The organism is Romboutsia faecis (genome assembly GCF_014323405.1).
Lineage (GTDB): Bacteria > Bacillota > Clostridia > Peptostreptococcales > Peptostreptococcaceae > Romboutsia_E > Romboutsia_E faecis.
On record NZ_JACRWE010000009.1, the window covers coordinates 41,888 to 64,139 of the forward strand.

Genomic DNA, 22,252 nt, shown 5'->3' on the forward strand with positions numbered 1-22,252 from the left:
AGAATGATACAAGATTTAATAGATTAATCGAGGAGCAAAATATGAATATATTAGATTTATTAAAAATAGCCATAAAAAAGGGATCATCAGATGTCCATTTAACAGTAGGAAGATGCCCAACAGCAAGAGTATCAGGCAAGTTTATACAACTATCAGAAGAAATACTAACACAAGAAGAAGTAAAAGCTATGGTCCAGCAAATAACAACAGAAAAAAACTTCAATAAAATAAAAGAAGAAGGGGAATGCGACTTCTCAATATCATTAGAAACTGGAGAAAGATTTAGAGTAAATGCCTACAAACAAAAAGGAAATTACGCAATAGCACTAAGAGCTATAACTTCTAATATACCAGACTTTGACACACTAGGACTCCCACTAGTACTAAAAAACTTCACAAATAAACATAAAGGATTAGTGCTGGTAACAGGGCCAACAGGAAGTGGTAAATCTACAACATTAGCAAGTATTATTGATATAATAAATACAAATAGACAATCACACATAATAACAATAGAAGACCCAATAGAATACGTACATCAACACAAAAATAGTATAGTAAATCAAAGAGAAATAGGAAATGATACAAAGTCATTTAATACCGCATTAAAAGCAATACTTCGTCAAGATCCAGACGTAATACTAATAGGGGAAATGAGAGATCCAGAAACTATATCAATAGCGCTTACAGCTGCAGAGACAGGCCATTTGGTATTCTCTACTTTACATACAATAGGATCTGCAAAAACTATAGATAGAATAATCGACAGCTTTCCACCAGAACAGCAACAACAAATAAAGATGCAATTATCAACAGTTTTAGAAGGAGTGGTGTCTCAACAGCTGATACCAACAGCTGATGGAGGAGGAAGGATAGCAGCACTTGAAATTATGACAGTAACACCCGCAATAAGAAACCTTATAAGAGAAGGAAAAACTCATCAAATTCAAAGTTCTATACAAACTGGAGCTAAGTTTGGAATGCAAACTATGGACCAAGATTTAATAAAACTATATAAAGAAGGTAAAATATCCAAAGAGATGGCAATTAGTAGATGTAATGATTATGATTTTACAAGTAAATCAATAGGTATCATGTATTAATATGTTATAATTAATTTGATTTTAATTGAGTTTAAATTAATTTAAAAAATGGGAGAAAACATATGGAATACATATTACAACTTTACATATTTATAGTGGGAACAATTTTCGGGAGTTTCTTTAATGTATGCATATACAGAATTCCAGAAAATAAATCAATAGCAAACCCACCATCAACATGTACCACGTGTAACACAAGATTAAAACCCATAGACTTAATACCAATATTAAGTTACCTAATGTCAGGGAAAAAATGCAGATACTGTAAAAAAGAAATATCACCAAGATATGCAGCTGTAGAATTTCTAACAGGAATACTATTTATATTAGTATATAACGTACACTCAATATCACTAGAAACAATCTACTACCTAATATTAGTATCGCTATTAGTAATAATAGCCTTCATAGATATAGATCACTACATAATACCTGATGGTATAATAATATTTGGACTAGCAACAGCTCTAATATTAAACATACTTGGCATAGGTATACCAATAAAAGAAAGTCTAATAGGAGCTGTAATTTGTGGAGTAGGAATGTTGATATTAATCCACCTAATAGAACTTATAGTAAAAAAAGAAGTAATGGGTGGAGGAGACATAAAATTATTTGCGATGACTGGTCTTTTCCTAGGTATAAAAGGAGGACTCCTAACGATTATCTTAAGCGTATATATAGGAGCAATATACGGTGTAGGAACTATACTATACAGCAAATTAAATAATAAAGAATATAATTCCATGATACCTTATGGACCATTTATTTCTGTAGGAGCAATAATAGCTTTACTATACGGAAATAACATTTTAAATTGGTATTCGAATTTATTTATATAAAAATAAGGCGTCGTATATTACGACGTCTCGTTTTTTTTAATAAAAAGTATAAAAAGTTATATATTAATTAAAAATCAAGATATAGAGCCAAATCCTATTACTAATACATAAATTAAATATAATGATTTATACAATAACAATATCTATAATTTTGACTTATTTTTCAAATAAGTATTTAAGTTATGTAAGAGAAGAAACAAATAAAATTACATATAATATACCTATAATATATTTTTTAATAATAACTTTAAGTATATGTGTTTATCAAAAGTATGGTCTAACAGTAGAATCTATAAGATATATATTCTTAATTCCTTTTTTAGTAGGAATATCAATTATTGATTACCAAACTACTTACATATATGATATAACAATAGTTAGTGGTATAATTATTCAAGGTGTAATTTTAATAAGCTCAATAAATATAGAAAATGATTATAAAAGTCATATAAGTGCTTTATTTATAGGATTAATATTCTCATATATCCTAGCTAAATTAACAAAATCATTAGGAGAAGGAGATATTGGACTATTCGCTTTATGTTCTTTTACTTTAGGACATAATTATAGCATATATATGATATTTTTATCATTTATGATAGCATTTATATACTGCATATACATAATTTTCACAAAAAATAAATCAGTGAAAGAGAGTATACCATTTGCACCATTTATATCATTATCAACTATATTGATAATGTTAACGGAAAATCAAATACTTACAAGTTATTTTGACATAATGTACAATGTGTTATAAAGGAGGAAAAAATATGTACGTAGTAGTAGGATTAGGTAATCCAGGGAAACAATATGAGAATACAAGGCATAATGTTGGATTTAATGTTATAGATATTCTAGCGAAGGAATATGACATAAGCGTATCGAAAATAAAACATAAGGCTTTAATAGGAGAAGGAAGAGTTGGAAGTGAAAAGGTTCTATTAGTTAAGCCTCAAACATATATGAATTTAAGTGGAGAAACTTTAATAGATATATATAATTATTATAAAGTTGATATGGAGAACATAATAGTTATATATGATGATATAGACTTAGATGTTGGAAAAATTAGAATAAGAAAAAAAGGAAGCGGTGGTACTCATAATGGTATGAGATCTATTATAAAATGCTTAGGAGCTAATGATTTTCCAAGAGTAAGAGTCGGTGTTTCTAAGCCAAAACCAGGACAAGATTTAGCTGATTTTGTTCTTTCTAGATTCAGAAAAGAAGAAAATAATGATGTAGAACTAGGTTTAGAAAAAGCTGCAAAAGCAGTTGATGTAATGATAAAAGACAATGTTGATTTAGCTATGAATAAATACAACGGATAAGGAAAGGGAGATTCATATGAGTGACGTTTTAATATACCCTTTGCAAAACTCCAAAGAATATAAAGATGTAATAAATTGCATAAACAGTAATAAAGGCTCATTATTAATTAATGGCCTTTTGTCAGTGCAAAAACCTCATATAACTTATTCTATTTTTAATGAGTTATCAAGACCTATGGTCTTTGTAGCGAGCAGTGATTTAGAAGCTAAAAAGGCTTATGAGGACTTAAGTTTTTATATGAAGGATAAAGTAGTATATCTAGGACACCAAGATATTCACTTTTATCATTTAGATGCAAAGGATAGAAATGAAGAAGCTAAAAAATTAAGAGTGTTATTAAGGTTAGCAAAAGGTGAAAAATTAGTATTAATAACTTCTGTAGAAGCAATACTTAGAAAGTATATACCAAAAGAAGTTTTATTAAACAATACATTTAACTATAAGATAGGAGACACTGTAAATCTAGAAGAATTAAGTGATAAATTAGTTTCTTTAGGTTATGAGAGAGTATCTAAAATAGAAGGCTTTGGTCAATTTAGTATAAGAGGTGGGATTGTAGATATATTCTCACTAGAATACACAAATCCAATTCGTATGGAACTATTTGATGATGAAATAGATTCTATACGTACTTTTGATGTTTTCTCACAAAAATCTATAGATAAAATAAAGAAATTTTCTATAACTCCTTCTAGAGAATTTATATACCCAGAAAAAGTTAATAGCGCTATAGAAAAATTAAAAAAAGAAACTAGTAAGCATACTAATGAGGATGTATTTAAAAATATAGAGGATATAGAAAATAAAACTTATTTTGAAGGAATAGAAAATTATATAGATTATATTTATCCTGAGGAAAACAAAAGTATATTCACTTACTTCAAGGATAATGCAATAATTTTTATAAATGATATTTCAAGACTTAAAGAAAGATGTGAAAATTATACTGAGGAATTTAAGGATAATTATAGATTAAACCTTGAAAGAGGATTAGCTTTAAAAACTCAAGGAAATTTACTATATCATTATAGTGATATAGACTTTATAGCTGAAGATAAGAAGATTATATTAAATACACTATTACCTAAACCCGTAAATGATTTTAAAGTAAGTAATATAATAAACTTTGAATCAAGAGAAGTTCCTACGTTTAATGCTAAGTTAGATGTATTAGTAGAAGAATTAAATAGATTAAAATACAATGGTTTCAAAATTATTTTGGCCACTAATACATTAGATAGAGCGAAAAAACTAAGTAAAGATTTATTAGATTTAGGATTAGAAACAACAGTATCTAAGAAAAGAGATATAGAAATAAAATCCTCTCAAATTATAATAACTCCAGCACAAATTAGTAGTGGATTCCAGTATAAATCAATAAAATTTGTAGTAATTACAGATAATGAAATGATAGGTGTTCATAAGAGGATTTCGAGTACTAAGAATAAAAAGAAGAAAAAAGGTCAAAAAATAGAATCATTCTTAGATTTAAATGTTGGAGATTATGTAGTTCATGAAAATAGCGGTATAGGTAGATATACAGGAATAGATCAAATAACTGTAAATGGCATTAAAAAAGACTATATGAAGATAATCTACCAAGGTGGAGATAACTTATATGTGCCAATAGACCAAATGGATAAGGTGCAAAAATATATAGGTTCAGATGTTGAAAAGGTTAAATTAAATAAGCTTGGATCAAGTGAATGGACAAGAGCTAAGGCTAAGGTTAAAAAAGAAATAGAAGATATGACCAAGGACCTTATAGAGCTTTATGCTAAGAGGGAGAAAGTAAAGGGATATAAATATTCTAAAGATACTCCTTGGCAACAAGAATTTGAATCTTTATTCCCGCATGAAGAAACAGATGATCAATTAAAGGCTATAAAAGAAACGAAGAAGGACATGGAATCAGATAAGGTGATGGATAGACTTATCTGTGGTGATGTTGGATATGGTAAAACAGAAGTAGCAATAAGAGCTGTATTTAAGGCATGTATGGACCAAAAACAAGTAGCAGTACTAGTTCCTACTACAATACTTGCTCAGCAGCATTATAATACATTTAAAGAAAGATTTGAGAACTATCCAATAAGAGTAGAGGTTTTAAGTAGATTTAAATCTCCAAAACAGCAAAAGGAAATTATAAATGATGCTAAAAAAGGATTGGTAGATGTTCTAATAGGTACTCATAGAATAATCTCAAAGGACATAAATTTACCGAATTTAGGACTAGTAGTCATAGATGAGGAGCAAAGATTTGGTGTTAAGCATAAGGAATCACTTAAGCAAATCAAATCAACAGTAGATGTTCTTACATTATCAGCTACACCTATTCCAAGAACGCTTCATATGTCTTTAAGTGGAATAAGAGATATGAGTGTTATAGAAGAACCACCACAAGAGAGACATCCTGTTATAACTTATGTAACAGAAGCCAAAGAAAGTGTAATACAAGATGAGATTGAAAGAGAACTGGCTAGAGGTGGTCAGGTATTCTTTGTATACAATAGAGTAGAACACATAGAAGAAATGGCAAGTAAAATAAAAAGACTAGTACCAGATGCAAATGTAGCTGTAGCACATGGTAGAATGACTTCTAAAATGCTAGAAGATATAATTTTAGGCTTTTTAAATAAGGAATATGACGTTTTAGTTTGTACCACAATTATTGAAACTGGTATGGATATATCTAATGCCAATACTATGATTGTATATGATGCAGATAAAATGGGACTTGCTCAACTTTATCAGTTAAGAGGTAGGGTTGGAAGAAGTTCAAGACAAGGTTATGCATATCTAATGTATGAAAAAGATAAAGTATTAAGTGAAATAGCTGAAAAAAGATTAAAAGCTATAAGGGAGTTTACAGAATTTGGTTCAGGGTTTAAAATAGCAATGAGGGACCTTGAAATAAGAGGTGCTGGAAATATACTAGGTTCACAACAACATGGACATATGGCTGTCATAGGATATGATTTATATGTAAAAATGTTAAATGATGCCATAAAGAAAGTAAAAGGAGAACCAATAGTAGAAGAAATAGATGTAGAAATAGATTTAAGTGTAAACGCATATATTCCAGACACTTATATTCCAGACGAGTTGACTAAAATAGAGATGTATAAAAAAATTGCATCTATTGAGAATAAAGAAGATATGTTAGAAGTCGAAGAAGAATTAGAAGATAGATTCTCAGATTTACCAAAATCTGTACAAACGTTACTAAAAATATCTTATATAAAATCTCTATGTAAAATAATGAAGATAGAAAAAGTCAGACAAGTCAAAGATGAAATATGGTTGCTTCCTTTAACTAAGTATAAGACTAAAGAAAAAGTTGGCTATAAAATAGTTACGGAACTAGAGGAACTGCTAGAAAAAATGTGTAGTATGAAATAACATAAATATTAGAGAGGGTGTTTGAATTTGAAAAAGCTAGGAGCGTTAGTTATGTCTATCATCTTAGGAATAAGCATGATAGGATGTAGCAGTAAAGTAAAGAAAGACGAAAATATAGCTACTGTTAATGGGAGTGGAATAATAGTTGGTAACTATGAAAAAGTATTAGGGTTAAACAAGCAATCTATAGAATCATACTATGGAAATTCAATATGGGATCAAGAAATTGAGGAAGGCGTTAAATATAAAGACAAATTTAAAGAAATGATACTTGATCAAATGATATATACAGAAGCTATCTACGAAGCAGCTAAGAAAGAAAATTTACTTCCAACAGAAGAGGAAGTAAATAAATCGATAGAAGAATTTAATACTAGTATAAAAGATAATGATGATTATAAAAAGCAATTAAAAGAGTTAGGGATAGATGATAACTTCTTAAAATACCAGTTTGAAAGAAATTTAGCAAGTGATAACTACAAAGAAAAGTTTAATAAAGATAATGCAGTAACTAATGATGAAATGAAAAAATACTATGATGAAAATAAAGATGATTTCTATTTAGATCAAGTAGAAGCATCACATATATTAATAAAAACAACAGATGATGAAGGCAAAGAATTAAGTGACGAGAAAAAAGCAGAAGCAAAGAAAAAAGCAGAAGAAGTACTTGCAAAAGCAAAAGCAGGAGAAGATTTTTCAAAGCTAGCAAAAGAATACTCACAAGATCCAGGTTCAGCTGCAAATGGTGGAGATTTAGGGTTCTTTGAAAAGGGAAAAATGGTTAAGCCATTTGAAGAAGCTGCTTTCTCAATGAAAGTTGGAGAAATATCTGATTTAGTAGAAAGTGACTATGGTTATCATATAATAAAAGTGACTGATAAAGAGGATAGACAGAAAACATTTGATGAAGTAAAAGATACTATAAAAAAAGCATTGCAAGATGAGAAATATAGTGCGCAAGTAGAAAAATTAAAAGAAGAAGCAAAAGTTGAAAAGAATGAAGAAATATTAGAAAAAGTGAATATATAATCTTATTAATACAACTTTAAGAAGGGTGTGTTTAAGCAAATTAATCAAATAAGCTTATAACACATCCTTTTTTGCATATTTTTCTTTTGAATGGTAAAAATAAACTTAAAGTTACTAATGGAGGGATAAAAAATATAATGAGAGCTACAGGAATAGTTAGAAGAATAGATGATCTTGGAAGAGTCGTAATTCCTAAAGAAATAAGAAAAACTTTAAGAATAAGAGAAGGCGACCCATTAGAAATATTTACAGCAAAAGACGGAGAAGTCATTTTAAAAAAATACTCTCCAATAGGAGAATTAACAGAATTCTCTCAAGAGTATGCAGAAACTTTAGGTGAAGTACTTGGTTGTGGTATAGTAGTAACGGATTTAGATTCCATAATCGCTGTTTCTAAAGTACCTAAAAAAGAGTACAAAGAAAAAAGTATAAGTAAAGAATTAGAGCAATTAATAGAAAATAGAGAAACAAAATCTCTTAAAGATAATAAAATATTACCTTTATATAAAGATGATTCAATGGAATACGCTGGTCAAATTATAATGCCTATAGTAAGTTCATCTGGAGATTGTATAGGCTCTATTACAGTAGTTTCAAAAGAAAATGAAACTCTTCCAGATGGAATAGAAAAAATATTAAAAATAGCCTCTAATTTTTTAGGAAAACAAGTACAATAATCATAGAAAAAGATCCTATAATAAGGGTCTTTTTCTATTTGAAAATAAAACTTAAATACTAAAATCTTGAATATACTAATAAATATATGATATATTAAAATTTGTTATATAAATAGTATGGAGGTTGTGTTATGGATAATAACGGAAACAAAGACTCTTTCCTAAAGGGGGCAATTATACTTGGTGCAGCAGGGATAATTGTTAAAGTAATGGGTGCATTCTTTAGAATACCTCTTGGAAACTTAATAGGGTCAGAAGGTATGGGATATTACCAAGCGGCTTATCCTGTTTATACTTTATTCCTGACACTAGCAACAGCAGGTTTCCCAACAGCATTAGCTAAACTAGTATCAGAAAAAACAGCAATAGGAGACCATAAAGGTGCAAACAAAATATTTAAGGTTGCATATATGGTTTTATCAATAACTGGATTAGTATCATTCTGTTTACTATTCTTTGGATCAAAATATATAGTAACAGACTTAATGGATAATCCAGGAGCACATTATGCTATGCTAGCAATAGCACCAGCACTTTTATTTGTACCAGCGATGTCTTCTTATAGAGGATATTTCCAAGGTAAGAGAGATATGAGTAAGATAGCTGTTTCACAAGTAACGGAGCAGTTTTTTAGAGTTATATTAGGAATAGGCCTTGCCTATTATTTCATGAAACAAAGTGGTCCAGAAATGGGTGCTGCGGGAGCCATAGCAGGGGCAACAATAGGTGCTATAGGATCAATTACATATTTAATAATTGCTTATTTAAGAGAAAGTAAGCAACGTAAAGCTGATATAAAAGCAAGTAAAAGATTTAAAGATGAAAGTATGTCAAGAATATTAAAGAAAATATTAGTAGTTGCAATACCTATAACAATTGGTGCTTCTGTAATGCCTTTGGTAAATATGATGGATAATGTTATAGTTATAAAAAGATTAGTAGAGGGTGGATTTACACATGACCAGGCTGTATCTTTATTCGGACAATTAACAGGTATGGCTATGGCAATAGTAAACTTACCATCAGTTATAACTTCTGCTATAGGAATGAGTTTAGTACCTTCTATATCAGAATCATTTGCATTAGGTAAATTAGGAAAAGCAAGAAAAGAAACTAGAAGTGCAATAAAAGTAACTTTATTAGTTGTTCTGCCTTGTGCATTTGGGATAGCATCTTTAGCGGGTCCTATTATGGAACTTTTATATCCTAAAGAACCAGCATCTTTAGGAACTATATTATTTACAATTTCACCTGCTATTATATTCCTAGGGTTAATATTTAGCTTAAACGGTATACTTCAAGGTATGGGTAAACCGATGATTCCTGTAATAGCCCTAAGTATAGGTATGTTAGGTAAAATAGTAATAAGTTATACATTAACTGTAATACCAGACATAAACGTTTTAGGTTCTGGATTAGGAACAGTTATGGCGTATGCTATAGCTTCACTAATTGAATTATATTTTGTAAAAAAATACATGGGTGTAAGATTTGGAAAGAAAGAATTTGTTATAAAACCATTAATAACTGTTATAACTATGTTTGTAGCTGTTAAGCTATCATATGGTCTTGTAAGTAATATGTTTGGAAATTCTTTATCTACAATCATTTCAATAGGTGTAGGAGCAATAGTTTACGTATTAGTTTTATTAGGTATTGGTGGGATTAGAAAAGAAGAGGTTCTAATAATGCCAAAAGGTGAAAAAATTTATAAGTTATTAAGAAAGCTTAATCTTATGAGATAATCAAAGTATATATATGAAAATACTGGGAAATAATTAAAATATCTAATTTTTAATTATTTCTAGATTTCATATAAAGATACTATAGGAGTGGTATTATGGGTAAGATAAATATCGTAGGGCTTGGTCCAGGAGATGAATCTCTTATCAGCCAAGGTGCATTAGATATATTAAAATCAAGTTCTAAAATTTATCTAAGAACTGAAAAGCATCCAACAGTGGATAAGTTAAAAGAAAGTATAAATTATATTAACTTAGATTATTTTTATGAAAATGAAGATAATTTTGAAAATGTATATAGAGAGATTGCAGAATTTATCATAGAAAAATCTAATGAAGGCGACCTAGTATATGCAGTTCCAGGTCACCCAAGGGTTGCAGAAAGAACTGTAAGCCAAATAGAAGAGATTGCACGATCAAAAGGTATAGAAGTTGAAGTAATAGCTTCTATGAGCTTTGTAGATGCTATGTTTAATTACTTAGCTATAGACCCAGCAGATGGATTTAAATTAATAGATGCTTTTGAAATAGAAAATTCATATATAGATACAAATACAAGTATGATAATAACTCAAGTCTATGATCACTTTATAGCTTCAAATGTAAAGTTAAGATTAATGGAATGTTATGATTATGATCAAGAAGTATGTATAGTAAATGGTGCAGGTGTCAAAGCTCTAGAAAGTAAGAAATATGTTCCATTACATGAGCTAGACAGACCTGAAAATCTATTTAATTATTTAACTAGTGTATATATACCGAAAAGTTCAAAGAAAATGTATAACACTGTGCATGACTTAGAAGAAATAATGTCTAAACTTAGAGGTCCTAATGGGTGCGATTGGGATAAGAAACAAGATCATATAACTTTAAAAAAATACATCATTGAAGAAGCTTATGAGCTTTGCCAAGCAATAGACAATGATGATATTGATGAGATGATAGAGGAATTAGGAGATGTTCTTTTACAGGTTGTATTCCACTGTCAAATAGGAAAAGAAACTGGATATTTTGATTTGACAGAAGTATTAAATAGTATATGTAATAAACTTGTATATAGACATCCACATGTTTTTAAAAATGTTGATATAGATATGAATAATTTTGATAAAACATGGGAAGATTTGAAAAAGAAAGAAAAAGGCGAATCTACAGTTACAGAAGGTTTAACTAGAATTCCAAATCATTTACCAGCACTTATAAGAGCTGAAAAGATACAAAAAAAGGCAGCTTTAGTAGGATTTGACTGGAATGATATAAATGATGTATATAAAAAAATTGAAGAAGAATACAAAGAATTACTTGACGAATGTAAAGAAGGAAATATAAAATACATAAAGGAAGAACTAGGAGATTTGCTGTTCTCTATTGTAAATTTAGCTAGATTTTTAAAAGTAGACCCTGAGGAATCTCTAAATTTAACTAATAGTAAATTTATAAAAAGATTCAAATTTATAGAAGATAATGCAATAAATTCTGATAGAAATCTAGAAGATATGACATTAGAAGAAATGGATAAACTTTGGGAAAAGGCTAAATTTCAATAATTTAAAGAAGGAAAATCACTAAAGATATAGAATAGTAAAAAACAGAAATAATTCTATATGATAAACATTTTAGGAGGTAAATATCGTGAACAAAGCTGAATTAGTAACAAAAATGGCAGAAAAAAGTGAATTAACTAAGAAAGAAGCAGAAGCTGCATTAAACGCATTTATGCAATCTGTTGAAGAAGCTTTAGTAGAAGGTGACAAAGTTCAATTAGTAGGATTTGGTACTTTCGAAACTAGAGAAAGAGCTGCTAGACAAGGTAGAAACCCAAGAAACCCAGAAGAAGTTATAGAAATACCAGCTTCTAAAGCTCCAGTATTCAAAGCTGGAAAATCTTTAAAAGAAGTTATAAATAAGTAATAAATACATAAATTAATTTTAAGAGTAATCTTAAAGTTTAAATATGAATTGAATAGAAAATGCCTATAGTTTTATAACTGTAGGCATTTTTTAAAATAGATATATTGTTTCAAAAGATTAGAAACAGAGGAGGACAAATATGAGATTAGATAAATACTTAAAAGTATCTAGAATTATAAAAAGAAGAACTGTTGCAAAGGAAGCCTGTGACAAAGGGATTGTAACTATAAATGGAAAGGCTGCTAAATCTTCATCAGAGGTTAATGTTGGAGATATACTAGAAATTCAATTTGGTGAAAAGAAAATGAAATTCAAGATAAATGAAATTAGGGAGCATGTATTAAAAAATGATGCTAAAGAAATGTACGATATAATAGAATAAAATTCAATCCCCTTAAGTATATTTATAGTAGTATGAATTGAAATATTTATTGGGGGGATATTATGGAACATAACATAAGCTTAAAGGGAAGAAGCAATTTAGTTATTTCTGGAGTTGAACATATCTACTCTTTCAATGATAAAAGAGTAGAAATAAAAACTTCTGCAGGTGAAATGGTAATAGAAGGCGAAGAGTTAGATATGAGTAAGCTTAATCTAGAAGAAAATGTAATAAGCATAGACGGTACTATAAATTCGATAGTATATGCAAAACCTAAGAAGCCACAAGAGAACATTTTTAAGAAGGTATTTAAATAAATGTTACCGTTTACGCAGGAATTAGGGGTCTTCTATTCGACTATCTATGGTGGAATAGCAGTAGGTTTATTATTTGATGTTTATAGAAGTTTAAGGAATAACTTTAAAATAGTTAGGTATCTTTCTTTATTCTTTGACGCACTGTTTTGGATTATAGTTACTATACTAACATTTATAACAATAAATGCTGTAGAGAATTTTGATTTAAGATATTACCATATTATTGCTTTATTTATTGGTTTTTTGCTATATTACAGCACCATAAGTAAGTTTATTTTAACAGGTTTAAATAAGTTAATTTATTTAATAACAAATTTATTCAAGAAAACAGTATGTTACATAGTCAGTATTTTGAACAATTTGTATTACGTTATTATCTATTCAATGCACCTATTATTTGATATTATTTTTTATATACCTAATATGTTGTTAGCTACTAGAAAGTTCATAAAAAGAAAATCTGTAGGTAGATTAAAGATTAAAAAAAGGGTATAAGGTGTAATATTTATGAAAATACAAAAGAGATTTTTAGGGCAGTTCATAGGATTATGTATGTTTTTAGTTTTCATAGTTTTTTCTATGATAGGGGGATTTTTATTCCAGATAAGTAAATATAAAGATTATAGTTCTGAAATATCTAGCCTAAACAAACAAATTGAAAAGGCTGATAAAGAAATTGAAGAACTTAAAGCGATTGAATCAAATCAGGATGAAAATGATTTAGAAGAAATTGCTAGAATACGTTTAAATATGGTTAAACCTAATGAGATTATTTATTTTACTGAAAAAGAGTTTGAGTCTGAGTAGAAATTTTAGAGTTCAGCGCTCGATGTATAAATTTAATTTTTCTTTCATGCAGCGAAAAGAAGCTGCTAACTTGCAGAAAAATTAAATTTATATATCTTCGCGCAAGAAACTTTGAAACTAGTCTACTAGACTTAGACTCTTTTTGTGTATTAAATAAAAATTTAGGAGGATAAGGAAATATAAAATCGCTTAAATTATAAGGGTGGTTTAAGGTATAATGGATATAATATATCATATAGATAATAAATTTTAACGACAAATTAGGAATAATATATTTTGGACGAGAATATAGTTTAGGAGGTAATAATTTTTATGAGAATGGGTGCTATTGATATTGGGACTAATTCAATGAGACTTTTAATTTGTGATTATATAGATGGAGAATTATTAAATAGAAAGAAGTTTGTTAGCACTACTAGAATTGGTAAGGGTGTTGATGAAAATGGATTTATCAGAGAAGATGCTATTAAGAGAAACCTTGATGCCTTAAAGGAATTTTATGATTTAAGTAAAGATGAAGGTTGTGAAGAACTTTACTGCATTGGTACATCAGCTCTGAGAGATAGTAAGAATAGTGATGACTTTATAAAAAGAGCTAAATTAGAGGTAGGAATAGATGTTGATGTTATAAGTGGTGATGATGAATCTAATTTAGGTTTCTTAGGTGTACTTAAAGGAGCTAATGAAAGTAAAGATATATTAGTTGTAGATATTGGAGGTGGATCTACTGAATTTATTCTTGGTAATTCTGAAGGTATAAAATTTGCTAAGAGTGAAAATGTGGGTGCATTAAGGATGACAGAGAAGTTTTTAACTACTGATATTGTAGATGACTATGAATTTGATATGATGAGTGAGTTTATTGAAAGAGAAATTAAAGATACGATTAATTATTTAAAAGAAAGAGAAATAAATAAACTTGTTGGTATTGGTGGAACTATAACATCACTATCTGCGATAAATCAAGAATTAGAAGTATATTCTATGGAAAAAATACACGGTAGTGAAATAAATATAGATGAAATAGAAAAAATTCTACAAAATTTAAAAAAGATGACATTAAATGATAAGAAAACTTTAAAAGGGCTACAAAGTAAACGTGCGGATATTATAACTGCTGGTGTAAAAATTTTACATATAATAATGAAAAAGTTAGAATTAAGCGATATAGTTGTAAGTGAATACGATAATTTGGAAGGCTTAATATGTCTAAAAGCGAAAAAGATGTCTTAATATTTTTATTTACAATAACCTTAATATGACAAAAAAGAAAACTCCTCTTTGTTACAATCTCTGTATAAACAAATGAGGAGGTTTTTTTATGGATAAAACGATTAATTCTTTAAAAAGTAAAGATATTAGATTAAATGATGTGAGAATAAGTAAATTCGTTGATGCTAATACAATAATATTTATAATAATGGGATTCTTGTTAAGTAGGTCTACATTAATTGATTATATAGCTCCATTAGGATTTGCATTTTTTATATGTATATCAAAGTTGGATAGATATAAATATCCGGTGTTTGTTTCCACTTTATTAGGTATATTATTATCTGGAAATAATACTGGGTCCATATTTAAGTATAGTATAGCCTTATGTGCGATTTTAATTTTAAGTAGCCAATTAAAAAAAGTGCCATCTATATTTAAAGTGAGTATGTTAGGTGTATTTATATTATCGGCTGTTTCTATTGGACAAGCTTTGGTAGGTAGTAAATATATTTACGATTTATTACTAATAGGAATGGAATCCGTTATATCATTTATAGCCATATATATTTTTTCTTTTGGAGTGACCCTCATTATTAATAGTAATAATAGAGTATCAGTACGGCTTGAAGAGGCCATATCGATGAGTTTATTAATTACATTTAGTATTATGGGAATAGGAAGTATTACTGTATTTGGGCTTTCTATACGTTCGGTTTTATCAACGGTATTAATTTTAGTTGCTTCTATAGTAGGTGGATCTGCAATGGGATCTACTAGTGGAGTTGTAGTTGGGCTTGCGTTTATTATAAATAATATAACATCAGCAGTTTATATGGGCATATATTCTTTTGCTGGTTTAGTAGGAGGTGCGTTTAGTAGACTAAATAAATACTTTTGTATATTAGGATATATATTAAGTTGGATAATTATGTACTCTTATACATCTGGTCTTAGCTCGAATATTATGGAAGTTAGAGATATATTAATTGCTTCTTTAATTGTAATTATTTTACCAAAATCATTTTTTGATAGAGTAGGAAAGCTTGTAAAAAGTAATATTGATTCAAATGAAATAGTCCATGATTATATAAATAGAAGTAAGAACTTAACTAATAATAGACTTATGGACATATATAAAACATATAATGAGCTTGCAAATACATTCGATAATATAAGGGAAAAAGATAAAATAATAAATGAGAAAGATATAACTAACCTAATTGATATGATTCATAATGATGAATGTACAAGTTGTAGTATGAAGAGAATGTGTTGGGAAACTAGATTTAACCACACCTATAAATTAATGTATAAATTAATAGAAAATATAGAGGAGCATGGGGAAGCAACTTCAAGAACTATTCCAGAAGATTTTAGAAAAGAATGTATGAAACCAGAAATGATAGTTAAGGTAGCAAACTATTATTATAAACTTTTTGCTTTAGACTATGATTGGAATAATAAGTTTTCAGAGAGTAGAAAGATAATATCTAATCAAATTAGAAATATATCTAAATCTATAGAAGATTTGTCCAAGGACTTGAATACTAATATCAGTATAGACTTAGAAAAAGAAAAGGGAATTTCAGATGAGCTAGAAAGAAATAATATTAGTATAAAAAGAATAAATTATTTAACAAAAGGAAATGATGATTTCGAAATAACTATTAAGAGAAGAACTTGTAGTAATGGATGTTTATGTGATAAAAGGTTAATAAGTATAGTAGAAGATTGCATAGACGAGAAATTATCTGTGCAAAAAATTGGGTGTCACACTTTAGGATCGAATTGTACGATAAAGTTAACTAAGGCTCAAGTTTATAAAGCAGTGACTAATGTTGCATCTATGTCTAGAGATGGATATGTCCTTTCAGGAGATAACTATACCTATATGGAAGTTAGTGATGGAAAATATATAATGGCAATTAGTGATGGAATGGGTAAAGGAAAAAAAGCATACGATGAATCTTCTGTAACTATAGATATATTAGAAAAAATGATTGATGCAAAAATAGATAACGAAATAGTTATTAATACTATAAATAATATGCTACTTCTTAAATCTTCAGAAGAAATGTTTTCTACTTTAGATTTAGGAATAGTGGATTTAAAGAAAGGAAGCTTAGAAACTGTAAAAATGGGTTCATGCCCATCTTATATAAAAAGAGATAATGGTGAAGTAGACTTAATATCATCATCATCACTTCCTGTAGGTATATTGTCTGATATAAAAATGGATAGACATAATACAAAGTTAGGAAATGGAGATTATGTGATCATGGTTTCTGATGGAATTATTGATGCAGGTAAGAGCAATAACTTCGGTGATAATTGGCTAATATACTTCTTACAAAAATTAGAATCTACAAATCCAAAAGAAATTGCTAATAAAATTTTAGATAGAGCTTTAGAACTACAATTAGGGGAAGTAGATGATGATATGACTGTTTTAGTTACAAAAATGTACTCTCAATAATAAATTATAATATATGTTAATAAAATGTGGATAACTTTATAAAAAAATAAAAAACATATAAATGTTGAAATTACAAGGTTCGACAGAATTCTACTAAAATTAAATAGAAATTTTATTTATTGTAATTTCGAAATTTGAAGATTTATCAACAAAAAGATAAGAAAATATGGTGTAATTTGTTGATAAATCATCAAAAAATGTTAATAAATTGAGAAAAAACATAATCTTAGATAATTATATTTGGATATAACTTACTGAAATACCTAACTTAAGTAAGATTTTATAAACTGTTAATATGTTAATAAGTATGTGGATAAGTTAAAGGTGTAAAATTAGATAAATGGTAAACTTTGAATAATATAACTAAAAGAAGCCATCCTAATATTAAGTAGATTTGATGAAAGGATGGATATTTATGGGGATAAAGTTTACAAAAATATTTTTAATCTCTTTACTAATAATTACTTCAAGTATATGTGTAACAAGTAAGGCTGAAGAGTTTAGTGATAGTGTTCTTGCCTCATCAATTAAGAGCTTAGATGAAAAAGATGATAAGCCTAATGAAGAAAAAAAAATAGATTATACAAAAACAAGTTGGAATCTAGAATCTTTATTTAAAAGTGATGACCAATGGAAAAATGAACTTAAGTCTTTTAGAAAAGACACTAAAGAACTTAAAAATTATGTTGGTAAAGTTACAAAATCAGAAACACATTTAGCTTTTGCTCTAGACATTAAAGAAAAATTAGATATAAGACTAGATAAACTATGTGCTTATCCAAAATTAAAATTAGATACTAATAAAAATTCATATAAATATTTGGATATGAATGAAGAAGCTAAAAAAGCATATAAGGAATATTCCTCTATATGTTCAAAGTTAGAACTTGAAATATTAAAGTTATCAGATAAAGAATATAACAAATTTATAAGCAATAATAAGATAAAGAAAAAATATGGAATGTATATGAACGATATTAGAAGAAATAAAGATCATTATTTAGATGATAAAGAAGAAAGTTTGTTAAACAATACTTCTGCTCTTGCAAGTTTACCATCAAATGTATATGATCTTTTTAGAAATATGGATAAGAAATCAAGCTTAACACCTAGTCAATATGCTAGTGAAATAGAATGTTTTGAAAGAGAGAGAAGAAAATCAGCATATAAAAGTGAGTTTATTCCTTATAATGATAATATAAATACTTTATCGGCTTTATTAATCGGCCAAGTTAAGAAGAATATTTTTTACTCATCATCAAGAGGATATGATTCATCTTTAGATATGTACCTAAAATCAGATGATATTGATGAAAAGGTATATAATAGCTTAATTGATACAGTAAGTAATAATACAAAGAGTCTTCATAAATATATAGACTTAAGGAAAAAAGTATTAAACTTAGATAAGGTGTATTATTATGATATGTTTGTACCTATAGTTGAACCAGTAGATAATGATATAACATATGATAAGGCTCAAACTATGGTATATACAGCAATGTCTCCTTTGGGAGAAGAATATGCAGATATAATATACAAAGCGTTTAATGAAAGATGGGTAGATGTATACTCTAATGATAATAAAGTAAGTGGTGGGTACTGCTTATCAGTATATGGAAATCATCCATATGTATTATTAAATTACAATAATTCACTAGGAGCAGTTTCTACTCTATCTCATGAATTAGGACATGCTATTTATGAGTATTTAAGTTGTAAAAACCAAAATTACTTTAATTCTAGTCCCTCAATTTTTACTCATGAAGTAGCATCTACTACAAATGAAGCTTTACTTTATGAAGGTTTAATTAAAGGTGCGCGTAATGATAAAGAAAAAGCCTATTATATATCAGAATACTTGGATTTAATAAAAAATACATTATATACTCAAACTATGTACGCTGAATTTGAAAAAACTATACATGAAATGGTTGAAAGTAATAAGAATGTGAATGCTTTAGTATTAAATGATATATGGGCTGAATTATTAAAAAAATACTATGGAAATAGCTATGAATTAGATCAATTATCTATGGTTGGATGGGCAAGAATTCCTCATTTTTATAATAGTTTTTATGTATATAAGTATGCTACTGGATGTAGTGCAGGTGTTACTTTCGCTCAATCTATTTTAAATAATAATGGAGCAGAAAACTATATGTATTTTCTAAAAAAAGGAGGTTCTGATTATCCAATAAATATACTAAAGAATAGTGGTGTTAATTTGACTAGTACAAAACCTATAGTAAATACAATTAAAAGGTTTGATGATTTAGTTAAAGAGCTAGAAGAAATTCTCGAAAAAAAATAAATTTAAATATAATAGAGTTAAAATATATAAAGGCATGTCTTAGAATAAAATTGATAAATTAATTTTAAGACGGCCTATTTTAATATGGAGGCAATTATCATATGCTAAAAAGAATAAAGAAAGCAGTAATACCAGCTGCAGGTTTAGGAACAAGATTTCTGCCAGCGACAAAAGCTCAACCTAAGGAGATGTTACCGATAGTTGATAAACCAACTTTACAGTATATAATAGAAGAAGCTGTAGAATCAGGTATAGAAGAAATTTTAATAATAACTGGTAAAAATAAGAAATCTATAGAAGATCACTTTGACAAATCTGTAGAATTAGAACTAGAATTGGAGAAAAAGGGTAAAACTGAATTGCTAGAAAAAGTTCAAAAAATATCAAATATGATTAGTATATATTATATTAGACAAAAAGAACCAAATGGTTTAGGAGATGCTATTCATTGTGCAAAAAGTTTTATTGGTAATGAACCCTTTGCAGTAATGCTGGGTGATGATATAGTAGATAGTGAGACTCCTTGCTTAAAACAACTTATAGATACCTACGATGAATATAGAACTACTGTATTAGGAGTTCAAAAAGTTAATGAACAAGATGTCGATAAATATGGTATAATATCAGCGAAACATATCGAGGATAGAGTGTATAAAGTCAAGGATTTAGTAGAAAAGCCAGAAATAGATAAGGCTCCGTCTAATATTGCAATATTGGGTAGGTATATAATAACTCCAGAAATTTTTAAGATTTTAGAAGAATTACCTCCAGGAAAAGGTGGAGAGGTTCAGCTCACTGATGCACTAAAAATGTTATCTAAAAAAGAAGCTATGTATGCATATATTTTTGAAGGAAAAAGATATGATGTTGGAGATAAGCTAGGATTTTTAGAAGCAACTGTAGATTTTGCATTGAAGAAACCTGAGCTTAAGGATGATTTTATGAAATATCTAAATAAGGTGTGTATAGAAGGCAATATAGATAATAATAAATAGATAAACAATCAAGAAGAAAGCTTTGAATTTAAAGAAGTATAGTTTAAAGTCTTTAGATAGAGAGGTGATTAGATATGTCAGTTAAAAAAAATCAAAAAAGAAATAAGATAATAGCTATAACTATAGTAGTTGCACTTGTATCAACTAGTATAGTTAGTATGTTAACTATGATTGCAGGTGCATTCTAGAGAATGTATAGAATAACTTTAAATAGGTACCACCAAGAAATAAATAAAAATTGATTAACATTTGTAAGGATATTATTGTATATGTTAATTAGTTTTATGTTTATTATATTGGTGGTATTTTAATTTTATAATTGTTTTAAAGCATATTCCTGTCTAAACGTGATATTATATAAGAAAAAGTATATTACATATTGTTAATAAATAATAAATGATACGACAAAATAAAAGAAAATATGATGTATATTTACTAAAATACGAATATAATGTATAATTTTTAGTGAAAATAACGAAGGAGTGTCGTATAATGGATAGAAATTTAGCGTTAGAATTAGTAAGGGTAACAGAGGCTGCAGCTTTAGTATCTTCTAAATTTATGGGTAGAGGAGATAAAAATGGAGCAGATGGAGCAGCTGTTGAAGCTATGAGAAGAGCTTTTGAATCTATTAAGATCAAGGGTGAGGTAGTTATAGGTGAGGGTGAGTTAGATGAGGCACCTATGCTATATATAGGAGAAAAAGTTGGTTTACAAACTGATGATTGTAAGGAAGTAGACATAGCTGTAGACCCATTAGAAGGTACTACACTAATAGCCAAAGGTCTTCCAAATGCTATATCAGTAATAGCTATGGGTGCAAAAGGGAGTTTATTAAATGCACCAGATACATATATGAAGAAAATTATAGTTGGACCTAAAGCAAAAGGGGTAATAGATCTAAATAAAAGTGCAGAAGAAAATATAATATCTGTAGCAAAGGCATTAGGAAAGAAAACCTCTGAAATGACTATAATAACACAAGATAGAGAAAGACATGATTATATAGTTAAGGCAGCGAGAAGCTTAGGTGCTAGAATAAAGGTATTTAGTGATGGTGATGTTGCCGCAGGAATAGCTACATGTTTTGAAGAAACAGGAATAGATATGCTAATGGGAATTGGCGGAGGACCAGAAGGCGTAATAACGGCAGCTGCAGTAAAATGTATGGGTGGAGATATGCAAGGACAAATATATCCATTAAGTGAGCAAGAAACAAAGAGATGTCATGAGATGGGATTCTCAGATGAAGACATAGAAAAGATACTATTTATAGATGACTTAGCAAAGGGAGATGATTTATTCTTTGCAGCAACAGGAATTACTCAAGGGGATTTATTAAAAGGTGTAGTATCTATAGGTAATAATAAAGCTACAACTCAATCTGTAGTTATGAGGGGTAAAACTGGAACTATAAGATTTGTAGATGCTATACACAATTTGGATAAAAATGATATATTAGTAGATTTAATGAAAAAATATAATATGGACTAAAGTAGAGTTAGGTAGGAATTAGTAAACTACACTTATACATAAGTGTAGCCATAAGGACTACCTAACTTATTTTGTTTTTGATAATTAAAATATATATGAATTATTTTACAAAAATTCTTAGAAAAGGTATTTGAATATTATTTATTGACCATAATATAATAATAATGATATTATTAATTTAATTATTTAATAAAACTTTTCTTTTTCA

The 22,252-nt window shown here is 28.3% G+C and carries 19 protein-coding genes; all 19 read left to right on the forward strand.

The window, feature by feature from the left end; genetic code table 11:
* The first annotated feature begins 41 nt into the window (after nucleotides 1-41).
* Nucleotides 42-1,103, forward strand: coding sequence for a type IV pilus twitching motility protein PilT (locus H8923_RS14740; protein ID WP_153972697.1), 1,062 nt, complete (start codon nucleotides 42-44; stop codon nucleotides 1,101-1,103).
* Nucleotides 1,104-1,165: 62 nt separating this feature from the next.
* Nucleotides 1,166-1,945 carry a prepilin peptidase gene (locus H8923_RS14745; protein ID WP_153972698.1) on the forward strand — a complete coding sequence of 260 codons (780 nt, stop codon included), beginning with the start codon at nucleotides 1,166-1,168 and terminating at the stop codon, nucleotides 1,943-1,945.
* A gap of 121 nt (nucleotides 1,946-2,066) precedes the next feature.
* Nucleotides 2,067-2,705: a prepilin peptidase gene (locus tag H8923_RS14750; RefSeq protein ID WP_153972699.1), complete on the forward strand. Its 639-nt coding sequence runs from the start codon at nucleotides 2,067-2,069 to the stop codon at nucleotides 2,703-2,705.
* A 13-nt stretch (nucleotides 2,706-2,718) separates the two neighbouring features.
* Nucleotides 2,719-3,279 (forward strand): aminoacyl-tRNA hydrolase, encoded by a 561-nt coding sequence (gene pth / locus H8923_RS14755; protein ID WP_153972700.1) that lies wholly within the window; start codon nucleotides 2,719-2,721, stop codon nucleotides 3,277-3,279.
* Nucleotides 3,280-3,295: 16 nt separating this feature from the next.
* Entirely contained in the window at nucleotides 3,296-6,682 is a 3,387-nt protein-coding gene (gene mfd / locus H8923_RS14760) for a transcription-repair coupling factor (protein WP_153972701.1), read from the forward strand.
* 27 nt (nucleotides 6,683-6,709) lie between these two features.
* Complete coding sequence (locus H8923_RS14765) at nucleotides 6,710-7,714, forward strand: peptidylprolyl isomerase (RefSeq protein WP_153972702.1); 1,005 nt, start codon at nucleotides 6,710-6,712, stop codon at nucleotides 7,712-7,714.
* 137 nt (nucleotides 7,715-7,851) lie between these two features.
* A complete protein-coding gene (locus H8923_RS14770) occupies nucleotides 7,852-8,391 on the forward strand; it encodes a stage V sporulation T C-terminal domain-containing protein (RefSeq protein ID WP_153972744.1) in 540 nt (179 codons plus the stop codon).
* A 131-nt stretch (nucleotides 8,392-8,522) separates the two neighbouring features.
* Nucleotides 8,523-10,136, forward strand: a complete 1,614-nt coding sequence (locus H8923_RS14775; protein ID WP_153972703.1) for a putative polysaccharide biosynthesis protein — start codon at nucleotides 8,523-8,525, stop codon at nucleotides 10,134-10,136.
* Nucleotides 10,137-10,231: 95 nt separating this feature from the next.
* Complete coding sequence (yabN, locus tag H8923_RS14780) at nucleotides 10,232-11,680, forward strand: bifunctional methyltransferase/pyrophosphohydrolase YabN (protein ID WP_153972704.1); 1,449 nt, start codon at nucleotides 10,232-10,234, stop codon at nucleotides 11,678-11,680.
* Between the two features lie 85 nt (nucleotides 11,681-11,765).
* A complete protein-coding gene (locus tag H8923_RS14785; RefSeq protein ID WP_122640635.1) occupies nucleotides 11,766-12,044 on the forward strand; it encodes an HU family DNA-binding protein in 279 nt (92 codons plus the stop codon).
* Nucleotides 12,045-12,183: 139 nt separating this feature from the next.
* On the forward strand, nucleotides 12,184-12,426 hold the full coding sequence (locus tag H8923_RS14790; RefSeq protein WP_153972705.1) for an RNA-binding S4 domain-containing protein: 243 nt from the start codon (nucleotides 12,184-12,186) through the stop codon (nucleotides 12,424-12,426).
* Between the two features lie 62 nt (nucleotides 12,427-12,488).
* The gene (gene yabP, locus H8923_RS14795; protein WP_153972706.1) at nucleotides 12,489-12,743 is read left to right on the forward strand and encodes a sporulation protein YabP; all 255 of its coding nucleotides are present in this window, start codon (nucleotides 12,489-12,491) and stop codon (nucleotides 12,741-12,743) included.
* Entirely contained in the window at nucleotides 12,744-13,238 is a 495-nt protein-coding gene (gene yabQ, locus H8923_RS17780; protein ID WP_153972707.1) for a spore cortex biosynthesis protein YabQ, read from the forward strand. It begins immediately after the preceding gene.
* A 12-nt stretch (nucleotides 13,239-13,250) separates the two neighbouring features.
* Complete coding sequence (locus H8923_RS14805) at nucleotides 13,251-13,550, forward strand: FtsB family cell division protein (protein ID WP_153972708.1); 300 nt, start codon at nucleotides 13,251-13,253, stop codon at nucleotides 13,548-13,550.
* Between the two features lie 312 nt (nucleotides 13,551-13,862).
* A complete protein-coding gene (locus H8923_RS14810) occupies nucleotides 13,863-14,783 on the forward strand; it encodes a Ppx/GppA phosphatase family protein (RefSeq protein ID WP_153972709.1) in 921 nt (306 codons plus the stop codon).
* 88 nt (nucleotides 14,784-14,871) lie between these two features.
* Nucleotides 14,872-17,241, forward strand: a complete 2,370-nt coding sequence (gene spoIIE / locus H8923_RS14815; protein ID WP_153972710.1) for a stage II sporulation protein E — start codon at nucleotides 14,872-14,874, stop codon at nucleotides 17,239-17,241.
* A gap of 415 nt (nucleotides 17,242-17,656) precedes the next feature.
* On the forward strand, nucleotides 17,657-19,555 hold the full coding sequence (gene pepF / locus H8923_RS14820; protein WP_153972711.1) for an oligoendopeptidase F: 1,899 nt from the start codon (nucleotides 17,657-17,659) through the stop codon (nucleotides 19,553-19,555).
* A 101-nt stretch (nucleotides 19,556-19,656) separates the two neighbouring features.
* Nucleotides 19,657-20,550, forward strand: a complete 894-nt coding sequence (galU, locus tag H8923_RS14825; RefSeq protein ID WP_153972712.1) for a UTP--glucose-1-phosphate uridylyltransferase GalU — start codon at nucleotides 19,657-19,659, stop codon at nucleotides 20,548-20,550.
* Nucleotides 20,551-21,042: 492 nt separating this feature from the next.
* Nucleotides 21,043-22,044 (forward strand): class II fructose-bisphosphatase, encoded by a 1,002-nt coding sequence (gene glpX / locus H8923_RS14830; protein WP_153972713.1) that lies wholly within the window; start codon nucleotides 21,043-21,045, stop codon nucleotides 22,042-22,044.
* Nucleotides 22,045-22,252 lie beyond the last annotated feature (208 nt).

Coding starts and splice junctions, on each gene's coding strand:
- H8923_RS14740 (WP_153972697.1), top strand. CDS start 42: ATGAATATATTAGATTTATTAAAAATAGCCATAAAAAAGGGATCATCA.
- H8923_RS14745 (WP_153972698.1), top strand. CDS start 1,166: ATGGAATACATATTACAACTTTACATATTTATAGTGGGAACAATTTTC.
- H8923_RS14750 (WP_153972699.1), top strand. CDS start 2,067: ATGATTTATACAATAACAATATCTATAATTTTGACTTATTTTTCAAAT.
- pth (WP_153972700.1), top strand. CDS start 2,719: ATGTACGTAGTAGTAGGATTAGGTAATCCAGGGAAACAATATGAGAAT.
- mfd (WP_153972701.1), top strand. CDS start 3,296: ATGAGTGACGTTTTAATATACCCTTTGCAAAACTCCAAAGAATATAAA.
- H8923_RS14770 (WP_153972744.1), top strand. CDS start 7,852: ATGAGAGCTACAGGAATAGTTAGAAGAATAGATGATCTTGGAAGAGTC.
- H8923_RS14775 (WP_153972703.1), top strand. CDS start 8,523: ATGGATAATAACGGAAACAAAGACTCTTTCCTAAAGGGGGCAATTATA.
- yabN (WP_153972704.1), top strand. CDS start 10,232: ATGGGTAAGATAAATATCGTAGGGCTTGGTCCAGGAGATGAATCTCTT.
- H8923_RS14790 (WP_153972705.1), top strand. CDS start 12,184: ATGAGATTAGATAAATACTTAAAAGTATCTAGAATTATAAAAAGAAGA.
- yabP (WP_153972706.1), top strand. CDS start 12,489: ATGGAACATAACATAAGCTTAAAGGGAAGAAGCAATTTAGTTATTTCT.
- yabQ (WP_153972707.1), top strand. CDS start 12,744: ATGTTACCGTTTACGCAGGAATTAGGGGTCTTCTATTCGACTATCTAT.
- H8923_RS14805 (WP_153972708.1), top strand. CDS start 13,251: ATGAAAATACAAAAGAGATTTTTAGGGCAGTTCATAGGATTATGTATG.
- H8923_RS14810 (WP_153972709.1), top strand. CDS start 13,863: ATGAGAATGGGTGCTATTGATATTGGGACTAATTCAATGAGACTTTTA.
- spoIIE (WP_153972710.1), top strand. CDS start 14,872: ATGGATAAAACGATTAATTCTTTAAAAAGTAAAGATATTAGATTAAAT.
- pepF (WP_153972711.1), top strand. CDS start 17,657: ATGGGGATAAAGTTTACAAAAATATTTTTAATCTCTTTACTAATAATT.
- galU (WP_153972712.1), top strand. CDS start 19,657: ATGCTAAAAAGAATAAAGAAAGCAGTAATACCAGCTGCAGGTTTAGGA.
- glpX (WP_153972713.1), top strand. CDS start 21,043: ATGGATAGAAATTTAGCGTTAGAATTAGTAAGGGTAACAGAGGCTGCA.